A 19,571-nucleotide genomic window follows, 5' to 3' on the forward strand; every position below is an offset into this window, starting at 1 on the left:
CCTACTACTTCTCTTCCAGGATGGAGCTCGCCGCGGCGATCAGCGCGTCGTCGTCGAATGCATCGAGGTCCGTGACCGCGACCTTCGGCGCCTCGTCGGCAGGGCCCGGCTCGGCCAGCGACAAGAGCGCGTCGAGGATGCCTTTCTTTCGCAACATCGGAATCGACACGCGGCCGAGGAGCCGTCGAATCTCCTGGTCGCTCACGTCGCTCGCGATGACACTCGACCCCTCCTTCCCTTCCTCGTGCAACGCTGGCTGGAGCGCCTGCGCGAGGAACGTCGCCGCCCGATGGGGAGTCGGGTGATCGAACGCGAGCGTCGCCGGGAGCTTGACCCCCGTCGCGCGTTCGAGCCGGCGGCGCAGCTCGAGGGCCATGAGCGAATCGAGGCCGAGGTTCGTGAAGCCCGCGCGCGCGTCGATCGCGCCGCCGTCCGCGTGCCCGAGAACGGATCCCGTCACCTCGAGCACCAGCGCGACGAGACGCTCGATCCGCTCTCGTTCGGTGAGCGGCCGGAGCTCGGCAAGGAGCTCGGCCTCGGCGCCCGCCTCCCGCCGGTCTTCCACGGGCGCTTCGAGGGCCGTCTGCGCTTCGGGGAGCTCGGCGAGCAGAGGCCGCGGGCGCGCCGCGGTGAACGACGGGACAAACCGCGCCCAGCTCACGTCCGCCACCGTGACGTTGACCTCGTCGTGCTCGATGGCCTTGAGCATCGCCTCGAGCGCCCGACCGATCGGCAGGGCGCCGATCCCCAGGCGGCGCAGCCGATCCTGCGCGGCCTCGTCCGAGCCCATGCCGCCGCCCTCCCAGAGGCCCCACGCAATGGATGTCCCCGCGAGCCCGAGCCCTCGCCGATGCTCGGCCAAGGCGTCGAGGAACGCGTTCGCCGCCGCGTAACCGCCCTGATTGGCGCTGCCCCAGACGCCGGCGATGGAGGCGAACATGACGAAGACGTCGAGCGGCCTCCCCGCGAAGACCTCGTGCACCCGGAGCGCCCCGATCGCCTTGCCGGACACCACGTCCGCGAAGGTGTCGAGGTTCGTCTCGACGAGCGGCCGCTGATGCGAGACGCCGGCCGCGTGGAAAACGGAGCGGATCGGCGTGCCCTCGGATTCGAGGCGCTCGACGAGCGCGGAGAGCGCGCTCCGATCCTGCACGTCGCAGGCGGCCATGGTCACACGCGCGCCGAGCCCTTCGAGCTCCGCAGCGAGCGACGCAGCCCCTGGAGCGTCGCCGCCGCGTCGGCTCGTGAGCACGAGATGACGGGCGCCGCGCTCGACGAGCCACCGCGAGAGCTCGCTTCCCAGCGCGCCCGTGCCTCCCGTCACGAGCACAGCGCCGGACGGCTCGAATGCACGCGTCGCAGCCACATTCCCGAGCGGCGCGCGGACCAAGCGACGAACCCGGATTCCGTCCGAACGAAGGGCGAACTGATCCTCGTCGCCGCCATGGCCGAGCATGGACACGAGCCGCGCGAGGGCGCTCCCGTCGAGCCCCCCCGCCACATCGATCTGGCCACCCCAGCGCGAGGGGTGCTCCATCGAGACGGCCCGCCCGAGCCCCCAGACGAGCGCTTGCTCGGGCGCCTTCAGCGGATCGTTCGGCCCGGTGCTCACCGCGCCGCTCGTCACGAGCCAGAGCCGAGCCCCGAGGTTCGCTTCGACGAACGCCCGGAGGAGCGTGAACGCCGACGCCGCGCAGCGCGGAAGCGCCGGCGCTGCCTCACGCGGCGCGCCCTCGTACGGCACGAGCGCCACGACGCCGCCCGGTGAAGCGCCCTGCCCCATGGCGTTCGAAAGCGTCGTGGCGAGGGATGCGACATCCATCGCGTCGTCGGTGAGCCGTACGACGATGACCTCGGCGCCGCCGTCGACGAGAGCCCGCTCGACGGCGACCTCCAGGGGAGCCATTTCGACGCCGGGCGGGACGACGAGCAGCCATCGCCCCTGAAGGCGAGCGTTCGACGCGGGAGTCCACGGCCTCCACGCGATCCTGTACCGGCAGGTGTCGAGGGCCTCCCGTTCGCGGCTCTTCTCGTGGAACGACGAGAGCGCGGGCAAGACAGCGGCGAGCGAGGCGCGCTGCGAATCACCGACGAGGCCGAGCGATCCCGCGAGCGTTTCGACGTCCGCCCTCTCGACGGCAGCCCAGAACTCTCGATCGATGGGCTTCGCCGCCGCCGCCGGCCCGCCCGCCTCGCCGCGAGCCGCGCGCGCGCTCGACCAGTATCGTTCGCGCTGGAATGCGTACGTGGGCAGCGGGACTTTGCGTGCCGGCGGCAGAACGCGGGCCCAGTTCACGAGGACGCCCTGCGCGTGGAGCTCCGCGAAGGCCGAGAGCACGCGGTCGAAGCCTCCCTCCTCGCGTTGCAACGTGCCGATCACGACCCCGACCTCCTCGGCGGCATCGAGGCTCGCCTGCAAGGCCAGGTTGAGGACGGGATGGGGGCTCACCTCGATGAAGACCCGATGTCCCGTCTCGAGCAGGCACCGCGTGGCCTCGGCGAACCGCACCGTGGAGCGCAGATTTCGGAACCAGTAGGCCGCGTCGAAGAGGCCCTCTGGAGGCGCGCCCAGGTCCACCGTCGATTGGAAGGGGATGATCGGTCGCCGAGACGACACGGGCGCGAGTGCATCGAGCAGCTCCTCGCGGAGCGAATCCATCTGAGCGCAGTGAGACGCGAAATCAACGCGCACCTTGCGAGCAAAGACGCCGTCATTCGTGAGCTCGGCGAGCAGTGCGTCGATGGCCGCCGTCTCACCGGAGACCACCGTCGAGGACGGCCCATTGATGGCGGCCACCTCGACGAGCTCGCCATGACGAGCGAGCCGCCCGCCGAGCGCGCTCGCGGAGAGCTCCACGGATGCCATGGCCCCGCGCCCCGCCACCTTCAGGAGCGCGCGGCTGCGGAGCGCCGCAACCCGCGCGGCGTCCTCGAGCGAGAGCCCTCCAGCGACGTACGCCGCCGCGATCTCGCCCTGGCTATGCCCGATGACGGCGTCCGGCTCGATGCCGAGCGAGCGCCACAAGGCGGCGAGGGATACCATCACGGCGAACAGGACGGGCTGGAGGACATCCATCCGATCCATCGATGGCGCCCCAGCCTCGCCGCGCAGGACCTGCTCGAGCGACCAATCGACATGCGGGGCGAGGGCACGCTCGCACGCCTCGATGGACGCGCGGAAGACGTCGGACGCATCGAGGAGCGGCACCGCCATCCCGGCCCATTGCGATCCTTGCCCCGGGAACACGAATACGACCCTGCCCGAGCCCCTCACGCGCCCTTGCACGATCCGGCGGTCGGGCCGTCCGGTGGCGAGCGCGGCGAGCGCTTCTCGCGCGCTCTCGCGCTCTGTCGCCACGATCACCGCGCGGTGTTCGAGGTGGGCGCGGGTCGTCGCGAGCGAAAATGCCACGTCCGCGAGGTCCAGCTCGGGATGCGACGCGAGGTGGCCGGCGAGCCTCTCCGCCTGCGTACGCAGCGCCCGCTCCGTCTTGCCCGAGAGGGGCAGGAGGAACGAGCGTGACGGCGCCGTGGCCGGAAGAGGCGCGGTCTCGTAGCCGAACGGCGCCTCTTCGATGATCACGTGCGCATTCGTGCCGCTCACGCCGAAGGAGGACACACCCGCGCGGCGAGGCCGACCATTCCGTGTCCAGGAAACTGCATCGGCGAGGACGCGCAAAGCTCCCGAGGACCAATCGATGTGCTGCGAGGGAGGATCAGTGTGCAACGTCCTCGGCAGGAGTTCGTGCTGCAAGGCGAGGATCATCTTGATGACCCCACCCACGCCCGCGGCGGCCTGGGTATGGCCGATGTTCGACTTCAGCGTGCCGAGCCAGAGGGGCGCTTCGCTCGAATGGCTCCGCCCATAGACGCCAAGCAGCGCCTCGGCCTCGATGGGATCGCCGAGGGGCGTACCCGTCCCGTGGGCCTCGATGGCGTCGATGTCCCCGGGCGAGAGCTTCGCGGCCGCGAGCGCCTGACGGATGACGCGGCGCTGGGAAGGGCCATTGGGAGCCGTGAGGCCCTGGCTGCGTCCGTCTTGATTCAATGCGGAACCGCGGACGAGCGCGAGGATGGGATGGTTGTTCCGGAGCGCGTCCGAGAGCCGCTCGAGGAGCAACATGCCCGCGCCCTCCCCCCACCCCGCGCCATTCGCGTCGGCCGAGAACGCGCGGCACCGCCCGTCCGGAGACAACGCCTTCATGCGAGCGAACACGAGCAGCGGCTCGGGCGTGGCGAACACCGTCGCGCCGCCCGCGAGGGCGAGGGAGCATTCGCCATTTCGCAGCGCCTGACAGGCGAGATGGATCGCCACGAGGGACGAGCTGCACGCCGTATCGACCGTCACCGTGGGCCCTTGCAGGCCGAACGTGTACGCGATCCGCCCCGAGGCGATCGCCGTCGACGTGCCCATCGCCGGATACGCGTCCTCGGCCTCGCGCGGGCCTGGCACGATGAGCTCGTAATCGTTGTAGCAAACGCCCACGAAGACGCCCGTCGGGCTCTCGTTCAGCGCGGTGGGGTCGATCCCGGCACGCTCGATCGCCTCCTGGCTCGTCTCGAGAAAAAGCCGCTGTTGCGGGTCCAGGTAAATGGCCTCGCGCGGGCTCAACCCGAAGAACCCGGGATCGAAGAGATCCGGTCGCGTGAGGAAGCCGCCCTCCCGCACGTAGATCTTGCCCCTCGCTTCGGGATCCGGGTCGTAGACCGCGTCGACGTCCCAGCCTCGGTCGGACGGGAACGGGCCGATGGCGTCCACGCCCTCGCGCACGAGCCGCCAGAGGTCCTCCGGGCTCTCGACGCCGCCCGGATAACGACAGCCGATCCCGATGATCGCAATGGGCTCGTTTTCAATCGTCGTCCCCGCGGTGGACGGCGCGACGACGGGGGCGACGGCCTCTTCTTCGCCCAGGATCTCCGAGCGGAGCAGCTTCGCGAGGGCCGTGGGCGTCGGGTGATCGAAGAGCAGCGTGGCCGGCAGGCGAAGCCCCGTCTCCGCGCCGAGGCGATTGCGGAGCTCGATGGCCATCAGCGAGTCGAGCCCGAGGTCTTGAAGCGGGCGCTCCGGATCGACAGCCTGGCTCTTCGCGCCGAGGACAGCCGCCGCCTCCTTCCGCACGAGCTCGACGAGGACGCGCTCGCGCTCCGGCTCCGGCAACGAAACGAGGCGCTGCTTGATCGCCGTGGGGGCTGCCGAGGTCTCGGACGCGGCATGACGACGCGGAGCCGTGCGCACGAGGCCCTTCAACATCTCCGGAACCGCGTCGGCTTGCGCGCCGCTCGTGGAGACCTCGATGTGCGCGCCGACGACGAGAGGCGCGTCCCAGTCGAGGGCCGCGTCGAACAGGGCGAGCCCCTCTTCCCTGGAGAGAAGCGAGAAGCCCCGCTTTCGCATGCGCTCGCGATCGGCCACGGAGAGCCGAGCCGCCATGCCGCCCTCCGCCCACGGTCCATATGCGAGGGAGACGGCCTTTCGCCCGGAGGCCCGCCGTCGCGCGGCGAGCGCGTCGAGGAAGGCGTTCGCCGCTGCATAACTCGCTTGCCCGGCATTCCCGAGGAGCCCGGTGAGCGACGAGAAGACGACGAACGCGGAGAGATCGAGCCCGAGCGTCAGCTCGTGCAGGGCGAGAGCGGCGTCGACCTTCGGGCGCAGGACGCGGCTCGTGCGCTCCGGCGTCAGGGAGAGAAGCACGCCGTCGTCGAGCACCCCGGCGGTATGGATGACCGCGGTGAGAGGATGCTCGTCCGGCATTCCGTCGAGGAGCGCCTTCAATGCGTCACGATCGGAGACGTCGCAAGCGACGATCGTGACGACGGCGCCGGCGGCGCGAAGGGCCTCGAGCAGCGCATCGGCGCCCGCGGCCTCCGGGCCTCGTTGCGATACGAGCAGGAGGCGGTCGACGCCGCGTTTTTCCACGAGATGACGGGCGACCTCGGCCCCGAGCGCGCCCGTGCCGCCGGTCACCAGCACCGTGCCGCCGGGCGGGAAGGTGATGGACTCGAGGTCGCGCGGGACGCTCGCGCGGGCGAGGCGCGGGACCCGTACCGTGCCATCGCGCAGGACGAACTCGACCTCGCCGGTGGAGAGCGCGGCTGGCAAGGCGAGCAGGGACGGCTCGCTCTCATCGATGTCGACGACCACGAGCTCGCGATCGGGGTGCTCGATCCGCGCGGTCCTGACGAGCCCCCAGAGCGGGGCATGCGCGAGGTCGAGCACGTCCTCGTCGGGCCGCGTGGCGACGGCGCGTTTCGTCAGGATCACGAGCGCGTGCGTCGAGAGGCGCGCGTCGGCGAGGATCGTTTGGAGCCACGCGACGGCGCGGTGGGTCGCGGCGTGGGCCTCGCCGGCGACGTCGCCGCCCGCGTCTGGCCGGGTCTCGGCGCAGAGCAGGAGGACCCTCGGTACGTCGCCTCCCTGGTCGAGGGCAGCGCCGAGCGAATCGAGGTCGGCGTAACGCGAGACGTGATCGAACGCGCGCGATAGCCGCGCCTGTTCTGCAATGCAGGCCTCGCCGAGCAGCGCGATCGAGGCCGGAGCCTGGCGCGGCGGCTGCGCCGGAGTCGGGGGCTCGACCCAGGAGACGACGAAGAGGTCTCGGTTCGTCGCTCCGGCGAGGAGACGCTCTTCTGGCGCGCGGCGATTCGTGAAGCCGTCGATGTGGGCGACGGGCTTGCCTTCGGCGTCCCAGAACGTGAGATCCGCGCGACAAACCTCCGCCTCGACGGGGTTTTCGGTGAGGATCGCGTGCTCGACCCACGCCGGCACGACGCGGCGTCCGTACCAGACGAACCGATCGACGGCGAAAGGCAACCGCGTGACGCTCCGCCCCTGGGCGACTTCTCCCGCGCTACGTGTCCCGATCCATTGCGCGAACGCGAACCCATTGTCGACGAGGCCTCCGGGCAGGGGCGCGTCGTCGCTCGGGATGCCGTCGGGGGCCTCGAACCGGCCGAGGCCGACCCGGTCGCGCGTGGTGTGGAGCTTTTGGAGCCACCACCATCGCGCGCCGAACTCGACGCCGGCCGCGCGGAGCATCGTGTCGAGCCGGGAGACCTCGTCGGGTGTGGCGTCGGCGGGCGGCGGCGACAGGTTCGCGCGCGGCGACACGGCGCTCGGGGCGACGGGGGCGAGGACGGCGGTGACGTGCGTCGTCCATTCGTCGTCCTTTCGGGTGCACACGACGACCGAGAAGCCCGGAGCGCCTCCGCCGAGACGCGTGAGCTGGACGTGCAGCGTCGCGTGCTCGCTCGCGTGTGCGAAGGCGAGGACCCTCGCGAAATGGACCTGTCGCAGCTCGATGGCCTGGTCGGGATAGTGGGCCTCCGCGATGGCCAGCAGGATGGTCAGGTAAAACGCGCCGGCGATGACGATGCGGCCATACACGACGTGATCGGCCAGGTACGGCTGCACGCCCGGCCCGACGTCGACGGTATGGAGGACGGAGCCGTCGGGGAGGTCGACGCGAGTGCCCGAGAGAGGATATCGGCCCGCGGCCGATCCGAGGCTCGTGAGCCCGCCCCGGGGCCTGTCGATCCAGTGGCGCTCGCGCTGAAACGCATACGTCGGGAGGGTGACGCGTCGCCGTGAGATTGGCGCGAAAAACGCCTCCCAGTCGACGGCGTGGCCGTGGGCGAAGAGGCCGGCGAGCGCAGCGACGAGCGAACGTGTCTCGGCGTTGTCCTTGCGGAGCGCCGGGACGAACGTGGCCCGCACGCCAGCGCCGTCGGACAGGCAATCCGGACCGAGCCCACACAGGACGCCGCGCGGGCCGAGCTCGAGGAAACTCGAGACGCCCTCGGCCTCGAGGGTTCGCATGCCGTCGAGCCATCGGACGGCATGGCGCACGTGACGAACCCAGTATTCGGGGCTCGTGAGCTCCTCCTCGGTGGCTCGTTTGCCCGTGACGTCGGAGATGATGGGGAGGTTCGGCGGCGCGAGGCGGATCCCCTCCACGACGCGCCGGAACGCGTCGAGCATGGGGGCAATCCTCGGGGAGTGGAACGCGTGGGAGACGGCGAGGCGCGTGGCCTTGCGTCCCAGGGCGGTCACCTTTGCAGCGACGGCGAGCACCGCGTCTTCGTCGCCCGCGACGACGGTGGCGAGGGGACCATTGAGCGAAGCGATGTCGACGCGCCCCGGATGCTCCGCGATCCACGGGAGGACCTCGGCCTCGGAGGCCTGCAAGGAGACCATCGCGCCGCCGGGAGGGAGCTCTTGCATGAGCCTGGCGCGGGCGGCGACGAGGGTGCAGGCGTCTCCGAGCGTCATGACGGACGCGACGTGCGCCGCGACGATCTCGCCGATGGAGTGACCAAAAAGGACGTCGGGTCGGAGGCCCCAGGAGGTGACGAGCGCGTGGAGGGCGACCTCGATGGCGAAGAGGGCCGGCTGCGTATAGAGGGTTTGATCGAGCAGCGCCGCGTCGGCGGAGCCTTCGGGGGCGAACATCACGTCGAGGAGCGGACGGTCGAGCGAGGTATCGAAATGCGCGCAGCAGGCTTCGAGCGCGTCTCGGAAAACGGGATGCACCTCGGCGAGCTGCTTGCCCATGCGGGGGTGCTGGCTGCCCTGGCCCGTGAAGAGGAACACGAGCTTGCGTGGCTTTCGATGCTCCCCGAACATCACGCCCGCCGGGCGCTCGGCGCGCGCGAGGGCTCCGAGCGACTCGACGAGGGCGCTCGGCTGGTCCGCCACGATCACAGCGCGGTGCTCGAAATGGGTGCGGCTGTTCGCGAGAGAATGGGCGACGTCGGCGAGCGCGAGCTCCGGATGGGCCTCGACGTGCTCGCGGAGCCGCGCGGCCTGCTCCAGGAGCGCCCCTGGGGTCTTGCCCGAGAGCAGGAAGGGAAGCGGCTGCGGTGCCTTCGGGGACGCGGGCGCGACCGGGAGCTCCTCGGCCGGATACTCCTCCAGGATGACGTGCGCGTTGGTGCCGCTGAGGCCGAACGCAGAGACGGCGGCCCTGCGGGGACGCCCATCGGCGCGCCGCGGCCAGGGCGTGATGGTATCCACGACGCGGACCGGGAGAGATTCCCAGTCGATATGGGGGTTTCGCGGCGTCGTGTGGAGCGTGGGCGGCAGCGCACCGTATCGAAGCGCGGCGATCATTTTCACGACGCCCGTGATGCCCGCGGCGGACTCGAGGTGGCCGACGTTCGTCTTGACGGCGCCAAGGAGGAGCGGCGCCACCTTGGGGCGACCAGCTCCATAGACGGCGGAGAGCGCCTGGACCTCGATGGGATCGCCGAGCGACGTACCGGTGCCGTGGCATTCCACGACGTCGACGTCCGTGGGTGCGAGGCGAGCGTCGTCCAGCGCGGCCCGCAGCACTTTCTGCTGCGAGGTCCCGTTCGGCGCCGTGATGCCGCTGCTCGCGCCGTCATGATTGACCGCGCTGCCGCGAAGAACGGCGAGGATGTTCCTCCCGTGCCGTCGCGCGTCCGCGAGGCGCTCGAGCGCGAGGACGACGACGCCCTCGCCGCGGCCATAACCATCCGCGGCCGCAGAGAACGTCTTCGAGCGGCCGTCGGGCGCGAGCGCGCGTGTACGGGAGAGAAGAACGAACGGCTCGGGCGCGGCGATCACCTGCACGCCGGCCGCGAGCGCGGTGTCGCATTCACCATTCCGCAGCGCTCGGCAGGCGAGGTGGAGCGCGACGAGGGAGGACGAGCACGCGGTGTCCACCGACAACGCGGGCCCCTGCAAGCCGAGGGTGAACGCGACGCGGCCGGCGGCGAAGCTCGCATGCGTCCCGAGGACGGTGTAGGCCTCCGCGTCGGAAGCGCCTGCCTGGAGCAGACCGTAATCGCCGGCTCCGATGCCGACGAAGACGCCGGTCTTCGAGTCCTTCAGATCGCCTGGCCTCCGCCCCGCGTCCTCGAGCGCCTGCCACGAGGCTTCGAGCAGGAGCCGGTGCTGCGGGTCGATGTTCTTCGCCTCGCGCGGGCTGATCCCGAAGAACGAGGCATCGAACTGGTCGACCCGGTCGAGCAGCGCGGCCTCCCGGACGTAGCTCTTCCCGCTCTGCTCCGGGTTTGGATCGTAAAACGCCGTGACGTCCCAGCGATCGGCGGGGATCTCCACGACGGCGTCGTTCCCCGCGGCGAGGAAGCGGAAAAACGTCGAGAGGTCCACGCCGCCGCCCGGCAGGCGGAGCCCGATCCCGACGACCGCAATGGGCTCGTCGCTGGCGGTCGAGGCCGTCTCTGCGGTCGCATCCACGGTGACCGGGGTCGTTCGTCCGAGCAACGCGGCGAGACCATCCAGCAGAAAGACGGCGACGTGACGGGGAGACGGATGATCGAACGTCAACGTGACGGGAAGCGGAAGGCCCGTGACCAGCCTGAGCCTGCGTCGCAGCTCGACGGCCATGAGCGAGTCGACGCCGAGGTCCATGAAGCCGGCGCGCGCATCGAGGCCCTCCGCGTCGGCGTGACCGAGGACGGCCGCCGTCTCGGCGAGCACCAGGCGGACCAGATGCTCGACGCGCTCATCCGTGGGCAGCGGACGGAGCGCCGCGCAGAGAGCTGACGACTCGTCGCTCGCGTCCCCGCGCGCAGGCTCCGTCGCGAGTGCTGCGCGCGCGTCGGGCAGATCGTCGAGCCATGCGCGCGTACGCGCGGCGGCGAGGAGCGGCGCGAACACCGGCCAGTCGATGTCGGCCACCGTGACGGTTGCGTCCTCCGAGCGGAGCGCCCGATCGAGGCAGAGGAGCGCGAGCGGCGGCGCGAGCGGCCGCACTCCGCGGCGTTCCATGAAGCTCCGCGCGGCCTCGTCGGACGCCATCCCGCCCCCGTCCCACATCCCCCAGGCGATGGACGTTCCGGCCAAACCTCGCTGGCGACGGTGCTCCATCAAGGCGTCGAGGAATGCGTTCGCCGCGGCGTACACGGCCTGATGCGCGCTCCCCCATACACCGGCGATCGAGGAGAACACGACGAAGGCATCGAGCGGCCTGTGTGAGAGGAGCTCGTGCAGGTGCCATGCGCCCGCGGCCTTGCCGGAGATGACGCTCGCGAGATCCGCTGGCTCGACGGACGAGAACGGCGAGAGCTGCACGACCCCGGCCGCGTGGAAGACGGCGCGGATCGGCGACCCCGCGGCGTCGAGCCCTTCGACGAGCTTCGCCACCGACGCACGATTGGCGACGTCGCACGCAGCCACGGTCACGCGCGCGCCGAGCGCACCGAGCTCCGCCGAAAGCTCCGCCGCTCCCGGAGCCTCTCCCCCGCGGCGGCTCGTGAGCACGATGTGCGTCGCTCCACGCTTCGCGAGCCAGCGCGCCACCTCGGCGCCGAGCGCGCCCGTGCCGCCGGTGATGAGGATCGTCCCTCGAGGCTCATACGACGGGCGGTTCGCGTCGTCCTCGCGCGACGCGCGCGTGATCCGACGCACATACCGGCCGCTCGATCGCAAGGCGATCTCCGTCTCGCCGTTCTGCGAGACAAACGCCCCCGCGAGCCGCGCGCGCCCCCTCGCGTCGAGCGGACCCACCACGTCCACGAGCCCACCCCAGCGCTCGGGATGCTCGAGACCGAAGACGCGCCCGAGCCCCCACGAGAGAGCTCCGAGCGGGCGCTCGCATCGATCCGAGCGCCCCACGCGGACCGCGCCCGAGGTGACGATCCATAGGGGCGCCTGCACGCTCACGTCGAGGAGCGCCTGCGCGAGCGCGAGCGTCCTGACAAACCCACGCGGGATCGTCGCCTGCCCATCGAGGGGCGCCTCGTCGAGGCTCGCGAGCGACACGACGCCGGCGAGCGCGACGCCCCTGGAGACCGCCTCCGTGATGCGCGCGCCGAGCGTTCGGCGATCCACGTCGCCGTCCCCGAGGACCACGCGGACCACCTCACCCCCATGCTCGCGGAGCGCGTGCTCCACCGCCTCGGCGAGGGAGGAGCGCGCGTCTTCGTCCCCCACGACCACGAGCCACGTCCCTCGTGTCTCGCTCGGGCCGCTGTCGGGCAGCGGTCGCCACGTCACGTGGTACCGAAGCGCGAGCGCCGCCTCCGTCTCCGCCTGCGTACGGCGCCATCGCCGCAGCGACGGCAACGCGGCCGCGATCGACGCCCGCTGCGTGGCCTCGTCGACCCCCAGCAAGGCCTGCACATCCTCGGCGTCCTCGCTCTCGACGGCATTCCAGAAGCGCGCCTCGACAGCGGGGCGTTCCCCGACGCCCGATGCGAGCGCGCGCGACGGTGCGGGGAGCCAGTATCGTTCATGCTGAAAGGCGTACGTCGGGAGCGCGACGCGGCGCGGCGCATGCGGCGCGAAGAAGGCCTGCCAGTCGACGGGGTTTCCGCGCGCGAAGATCCCTCCGAGCGCTGCAGCGAGCGTACGCGTCTCCGGCGTGTCCCGGCGAAGCGCCGGGAAAAACGCGGCGTGCTCGCCGTCGAGCAGGCAATCCGGACCGAGGCCGGAGAGGGTCCCTCTCGGCCCGAGCTCGAGGAAACTCGTGACGCCGGCCGCTTCGAGCAGCCGCATCCCGTCGAGCCAACGGACGACCTGGCGGACGTGACGAACCCAGTACTCGGGGTTGCAGAGCTCCTCGTCGGTCGCGAGCTTGCCCGTCACGTTGGAGACGATCGGGATGGAAGGCCGATTCGCGCGCACGCCCTGGAGAACGCGGCGAAACGCGTCCAGCATCGGGACGATGCGCGGCGAATGAAACGCGTGGGAGACGACGAGGCGCGTCGTTTTTCGCCCGAGGGCGGCCGCTCTTCCGGCGACGGCCATCACGGCGCCCTCGTCGCCTGCGATCACCGTGGAGGTCGGACCATTGAGCGCGGCGATGTCGACACGACCACCGTCCCCCTCGAGCCAGGGCACCACCTCGGCCTCGGACGCCTGCAGCGCGACCATGGCGCCGCCGGCGGGAAGCTCCTGCATGAGCCGACCCCGCGCCGCAACGATCGTGCATGCGTCCTCGAGCGAAAAAACGCCCGCGACGTGGGCGGCGGCGAGCTCGCCGATCGAATGGCCCGAAAGTACGTCCGGACGAACGCCGCACGAAGAAACGAGCCTGTAGAGCGCGACCTCGACGGCGAACAGCGCAGGCTGGGCATATGCGGTCCGATCGAGCAACGCGGCGTCCGCGGAGCCCTCCGGCGCGAAGAGCACCTCGCGCAGCGGACGGTCGAGGCCCCTGTCGAAGAAAGCCGCGCACGCGTCGAACGCGTCACGGAACACCGGGTACGCCTCATGGAGCAGCTTGCCCATGCCCGGGTGCTGGCTCCCCTGCCCCGTGAAGAGGACGGCGAGCTTCCCCGTCTTCCGGTTGTCTCCGAACGTGATGCCTGCCGGCCGCTCCCCGCGAGCGAGGGCTCCGAGCGTGCCGACGAGCGCGCCCCGGTCCTCGGCCACCACCGCGGCCCGGTACACGAAATGCGTGCGGCTGTTCGCCAGCGAATGGGCGACGTCGAGGAGCTCCTCGTCCTGTCGTGTCGCGAGGTGCTCACCGAGCCTCGCCGCCTGCGCACGCAGGGCCTCGACGCTCGCGCCGGAGATCAAGAAAGGAAGCGACGCCGGCGCCGTGACGGACGCGCGCGCGGGCGCGTCTTCGGCGGGAGGTTCTTCCAGGATGACGTGGGCGTTCGTGCCGCTAAGGCCGAACGCCGAGACGGAGGCCCTGCGAGGACCACCCTCGCTGCGCCGCGGCCACGGTGTGAGGGCATCGGTCACGCGGACGGGGAGCGCATCCCATTCGATGTGAGGGTTGCGCGGCGTCGTGTGCAACGTCGGCGGGAGGGCCTCATGGCGCAAGGCCGCGAGGACCTTCGCGACGCCCGCGAGACCTGCGGCGGATTCGAGGTGACCGATGTTCGATTTGACCGCCCCGAGGAGGAGCGGCCGTTCCTTGGGACGTCCCTGGCCATACACCGCGGAGATCGCCTGGACCTCGATCGGATCGCCGAGAGAGGTCCCCGTTCCGTGGCACTCCACGACATCGATGTCCGCGGGCGAGAGCCCGGCATCTTCGAGCGCGGCGCGGAGCACCTTCTGCTGGGAGGTGCCGTTCGGCGCGGTCAACGCGCTGCTCGCGCCGTCGTGATTCACTGCGCTCCCGCGGACGACCGCGAGGATGGTTCTGCCATGCTTGCGTGCGTCCGAGAGCCGCTCCAGGGCCAGGACCACGACGCCCTCGCCGCGCCCGTAGCCATTGGCGTTCGCGGAGAACGGCTTGCTGCGGCCGTCGGGCGCGAGCGCGCGCGTACGGGAGAGAAGAACGAACGGCTCGGGCGCCGCGATCACCTGCACGCCCGCGGCGAGCGCCACGTCGCACTCGCCGTGCCGCAGCGCACGGCACGCGAGGTGGAGGGCCACGAGCGACGACGAGCACGCCGTGTCCACCGACAACGCAGGGCCCTGAAGCCCCAGGATGAACGCGATGCGTCCCGCGGCAAACGACGCGTGCGTCCCGAGCAGGGCGTGTGCGTCGGCGCTCCGCACGCCGTCCTGGAGTCGTTCGTATTCGCTCGGCCCCATCCCGACGAAGACGCCCGTCCGCGAATTTTTGAGGTCGAACGGCTTCACGCCGGCATCCTCCAGCGCTCGCCACGTGGCCTCGAGCAGGAGCCGGTGCTGAGGATCGAGGCTCTTCGCCTCGCGCGGGCTCACGCCGAAGAACGCCGCGTCGAACCGATCGACCCGATCGACGAACGCGGCCTCCTTCACGTAGCTCTTGCCGATCGCGTCCGGATCGGGATCGTAAAATCCTTCGAGGGACCACCGGTCCGTCGGGACCGACCCGATGGTGTCCTCGGCGCGCGACAGCACTTCGAAAAGGCTCGACAGATCGGCGCAGCCGCCTGGCAGGTCGAGGCCGACACCCACGATGGCGATCGGCTCGTCGTCCGCCCTGGGCGTTGCGCGGAGCTCTGGGACACCAACGAGCGCGGGGCGCGACTCTCCGAGCGCGTGCGATAGTTGGTCCAGCAAGAACCGCGCGACGTGATCCGGCGTCGGATGGTCGAACGCCAGCGTCGCGGGCAGACTCACTCCGGTCGCGCGACGCAGCCGCTGCCGAAGGCCGACCGCCATGAGCGAGTCGAGCCCGAGGTCCATGAAGCCCGACATCGGGTCGAGCCGCTCCACGCTCTTGTGCCCGAGGACGATCGCCGTCTCCTTCAGCACCAGCGCGACGAGCCGCTCCTTGCGTTCTCGCTCTCCGACGGAGCGGAGCTCGAGCAAGAGATCACTCGCGCCGCTCGCGTTCGCGGGGGACGTCGAAGAGCGAGCCATCGCCGTCGACGCCTCGGGCATGTCCGCGAGAAGCGAGCGCGCACGCGCAGCCGCGAACCACGGAGCGAACCGCGCCCAATCGATGTCGGCGACCACGCCGGTGGACTCGCCATGCTCGAGCGCTCGTTGCAGCGCGCGTAACGCGTCGGCCGGCGCCATGGCCCGGAAGCCGCGGCGGCGGAGGTGCTCTTGCACGGATGCGTCGGCGGCCATGCCCGCGCCGCCCCACATGCCCCATGCGATCGACAGGCCAGGGAGGCCGCTCGCCACGCGGTGCTCGACGAGCGCATCGAGGAACGCGTTCGCGGCGGCATACGCGCACTGATGGCCGTTCCCCAGGACACCGGCGACCGAAGAGAACACGACGAACGCGTCGAGTGGCGTCGCTGAGAGCGCCTCGTGCAGGTGCCACGCGCCCGCGGCCTTGCCCGCGACGATCTGCCGGAGCTCCTCCGCGTTCGTCTCTGCGAACGGCGTGTCGTGCGTGACGCCGGCCGCGTGGAAGACGGCGCGTATGGGCGTCTGCCCCGCGTCGAGACGTCGGACGAGCGCGTCGACCTCGGCGCGCTCCGCGACATCACAGGCAACGAGGGTAACCTTCGCGCCGAGCGCCTCGAGCTCCGCCCCGAGCTCGCGCGCGCCCGGGGTCTCCGCCCCGCGGCGGCTCGTGAGCACGATGTGCTCTGCGCCGAGCCTCGCGAGCCACCGGCCGATCTCACCTCCGATCGCGCCGGTCCCTCCCGTGATCAGGACCGTGCCACGCGGACGGAACGCCGGCCTCTCCGCCTCGTCCTCGCGAGGCGCGCGGCGGAGCCGGCACGCATAGGTTGCGCCCGGACGCGCGGCGATCTGATCCTCGCCTCCGCTGCCGAACAACGCAGCCACGAGGCGCGCGCGCCCAGGGGCGTCGAGCGTGCCGGCGATGTCGACGAGCCCTCCCCAGCGCTCGGGATGTTCCAGGGCAAACACGCGCCCGAGCCCCCACGAGAGGGCCTGCACCGGGTGCGCCAGCCGATCCGATCGGCCAATACTCACAGCCCCGCTCGTCACCAGAAAGAGCGGCGCTTCGAGTGCGATGTCTCCGAGCGCCTGTGCGAGGGCGAGCGCACGGATCGCCCCGAGCGGCAAGGCTGCCTCGCCGAACGCAGGCCGCTCGTCGAGCGAGAGCAGAGAAAACACCGCCCTCGGCGGCGCCGCGCCGGACGCGCCCACGCGCAGGCTCGCGGCGATCCGCTCGCGATCCGCATCCGCGTCGGAGAGCACGACGCTCTCGACACGAACGCCCTGCTCCTCCAGCGCTTCACGAAGGCTCGTTTCGACGGGACACGCACGTTCGCGCTCCCCCAGGACGAGCCAGCACGTGCCGCCCGAGGCCCGCACCTCCGGGACCTCCAGGGGCTTCCATTCGATCTGATACCGGAGGGAATCGATCGCAGACCGCTCGCGGAGCTTCCGCCGCCACCTCGACAGCACGGAGACCGCCGTGCCGAGCGCCGAGCGCTCCCCGTCGTCGCCCACGCCGAGCACGGCCGAAACACGCCCGAAATCGCCCCGCTCGACCGCCTCCCAGAAGCCCGCCTCGTCGAGCGAATGCGTGCTCCCGCGCGTGGTGTCCTGCGGCTTGCCGCCCTCCAGCCAGTATCGCTCGCGCTGGAATGCGTACGTGGGCAGAGCGACGGGGCGCGCAGAGAGCGGCGCGAAAAACGCCGCCCAGTCCACGTCGACGCCCCGGGCGAAGAGCCCCGCGAGCGCCGAAAGCAAGGTCTGCACTCCATCGGCGTTCTTGCGGAGCGCAGAGAAAAACGCCGCTGCGCTCTCCTCCTCTTCCGACAAACACGCGGGGCCGAGCCCACTCAGCACGCCCTGCGGACCGAGCTCGAGGTAGGTCCCGACCCCTTCGGCCACCAGGCTTCGCATGCCGTCGTGCCACCGCACGGCGCGCCGCGCGTGCGCGACCCAGTAGTCGGCGCTGCAAAGCTCGTCGGCGGTCGCGCGTCTCCCCGTCACGTTCGAGACGAGGGGGATCTGCGGCGCCCGAAATTCGAGGCCACGCACGGCGCGACGGAATGCTTCGAGCATCTCGTCCATGCGTGGCGAATGGAAGGCGTGCGAGACGGAGAGCCGCGTCGTCTTGCGGCCCATGGCGCGCGCGAGCGCCTCGACGGCAAGCACGGCGTCCTCGTCCCCGGCGATGACGGTGGCCTCGGGGCCATTCTGCGCCGCGACGTCCACACGTCCCCGGTGCGCCGCCAGCCACGAGAGGACCTCCTGCTCGGTCGCCTGCAATGCGACCATGGCGCCCCCTTCGGGCAGCGCCCCCATGAGGCGCGCCCGCGCGGCGACCAGCGCACAGGCATCGTCGAGCGAAAACACCCCCGCGACGTGCGCCGCGACGATCTCTCCGATGGAATGCCCACCGAGCACGTCGGGCTTCACCCCCCACGACGCGAGCAGCCGGTAAAGCGAGACCTCGAGCGCGAACAGCGCCGGCTGCGTGTATTGCGTCCTCTGCAACGCGCCCCGATCCCCGAGCGCATCCTTCGCGAGGACGAGGTCCCGGAGCGGCTCGTCGAGGAGACCATCGAAGCGTGCGCACACGGCGTCGAACGCTTCGCGATACACGGGGTACGCCTCGTAGAGATCACGCCCCATGCCGGGGTACTGGCTGCCCTGCCCGGTGAACAGCAGCGCCAGCTTTCCAGCGCGACGCCTTTGATCGGTGACGACGCCCGGCGAGCGCTCGTCACGCGCGAGGGCCGAGAGCCCATCGTCGAGCGAACGCCGGTCGCCCGCAATCACGACCGCCCTGTGCTCGAAGTACGTGCGACGCATCGCGAGCGAATACGCCACGTCGGAGAGGCTCGACTCCGGCTGCGCCGCGAGGTGCTCACGGAGCCTCGCGGCTTGCGCCTGGAGCGCCGCAACGCTCCGCCCCGAAACGAGGAAGGGCAGCCGCGCGGGCTCTATCGCGCGGCCCTGGTCTGGTCTTGCGGGGGCCTCCTCGAGGATGACGTGGGCATTGGTGCCGCTCAATCCGAAGGAGGACACCCCGCCGAGCCTCCGGTTGCCTACGGGCGACCAGGGGATCGATTCAGACACGGGCGAGAGAGGCGTCCCCGCGATCCGGACACGCGGATTCAGGTGGCGCAGGTGCAAATTGGGAGGCAGTCGGCGGTGACCGAGGGCGAGCACGACCTTGATGAACCCTGCGATCCCCGCGGCCGCCTCGAGATGCCCGATGTTCGTCTTGAGCGCCCCGAGCCACAGCCGCGATCCGTCCTTGCGCTGTGCGCCGAAGACACTGCGGATCGCCTCGGTCTCGATGGGATCGCCGAGCGAAGTCCCCGTCCCGTGGCATTCGATGAAGCCCACCTCGTGAGGCTCGACGCGCGCATTACGCAACGCGTCCCCGAGCAGCGCCTCCTGCGCGAGCACGTTCGGCGCCGTGAGCCCGGTCGATCGCCCATCTTGATTCACGGCCGACCCGCGCACCAGGGCGAGGATCGTGTCGCCGTCGCGCTGCGCGTCGGAGAGGCGCTTCAGCACGACGATCCCGGCGCCCTCGCCGCGCACGAATCCATTGGCCGATGCGTCGAACGTCTTGCAGCGGCCCTCCGGTGAGAGCGCCTGCAAGAGCGCGACCGCCGCCGTCGTCCGCTCCGAGAGAATGAGGTTGACCCCGCCGGCGAGCGCGAGATCGACCTCGCCGTCCCGCAGGCTCTGGCATGCGAGATGAACGGATACGAGCGAGCTCGAGCACGCCGTATCCACCGTGACTGCGGGGCCCCGCAGGCCGAGCACATACGAAAGCCTGCCCGCGGCCGTGCTGGCGAGGTTCCCCGTGAAATCTCCGGCGTCGCGCTCCTCGAACGGCCGCAGGCGCAAACGCTGGCGATAATCAGTGAAACACAACCCCACGAACACGCCCGTCCGTGAGCCGTGCAATCGTTCGGGGACGAACCCCGCGTCCTCGAGCGCTTCCCAGCTCACCTCGAGCAGCAAGCGTTGCTGGGGGTCGAGGCTCTGCGCCTCGCGCGGCGAGATGCCGAAGAATGCAGCGTCGAATCGATCCGGCTCGTCGTCGAGGAGCCCCGCCCACCGCGGCACGCCCTCGGGCCAGGGACCGAGCAGTCGGCTCTCCGGCACCTCCCGGATCATGTCGGCGCCGGTGGCCATCGTGGCCCAGAACGTCGCTGGCGTCCGCCCGCCGGGGAACCTGCAACCGATACCCACGACGGCGATCGGCTCGTGCGCCCTTGCCTCCAGCTCTGCGATGCGGCTCTTTGCGTTCCGGAGAGCGGCGAGCACCCGCTGGGGGTCCAAGACCCCC

Annotated in this window: 1 protein-coding gene; it reads right to left on the minus strand. The window is 71.0% G+C overall.

The features are described from left to right. Positions 1 to 4: 4 nt before the first annotated feature. Entirely contained in the window at positions 5 to 19,564 is a 19,560-nt protein-coding gene (locus QHF83_RS13025) for a type I polyketide synthase (protein WP_282418126.1), read from the minus strand. Between the last annotated feature and the right edge of the window lie 7 nt (positions 19,565 to 19,571).

This window comes from Polyangium sp. 15x6 (assembly GCF_029960785.1).
GTDB lineage: Bacteria > Myxococcota_A > Polyangia > Polyangiales > Polyangiaceae > Polyangium.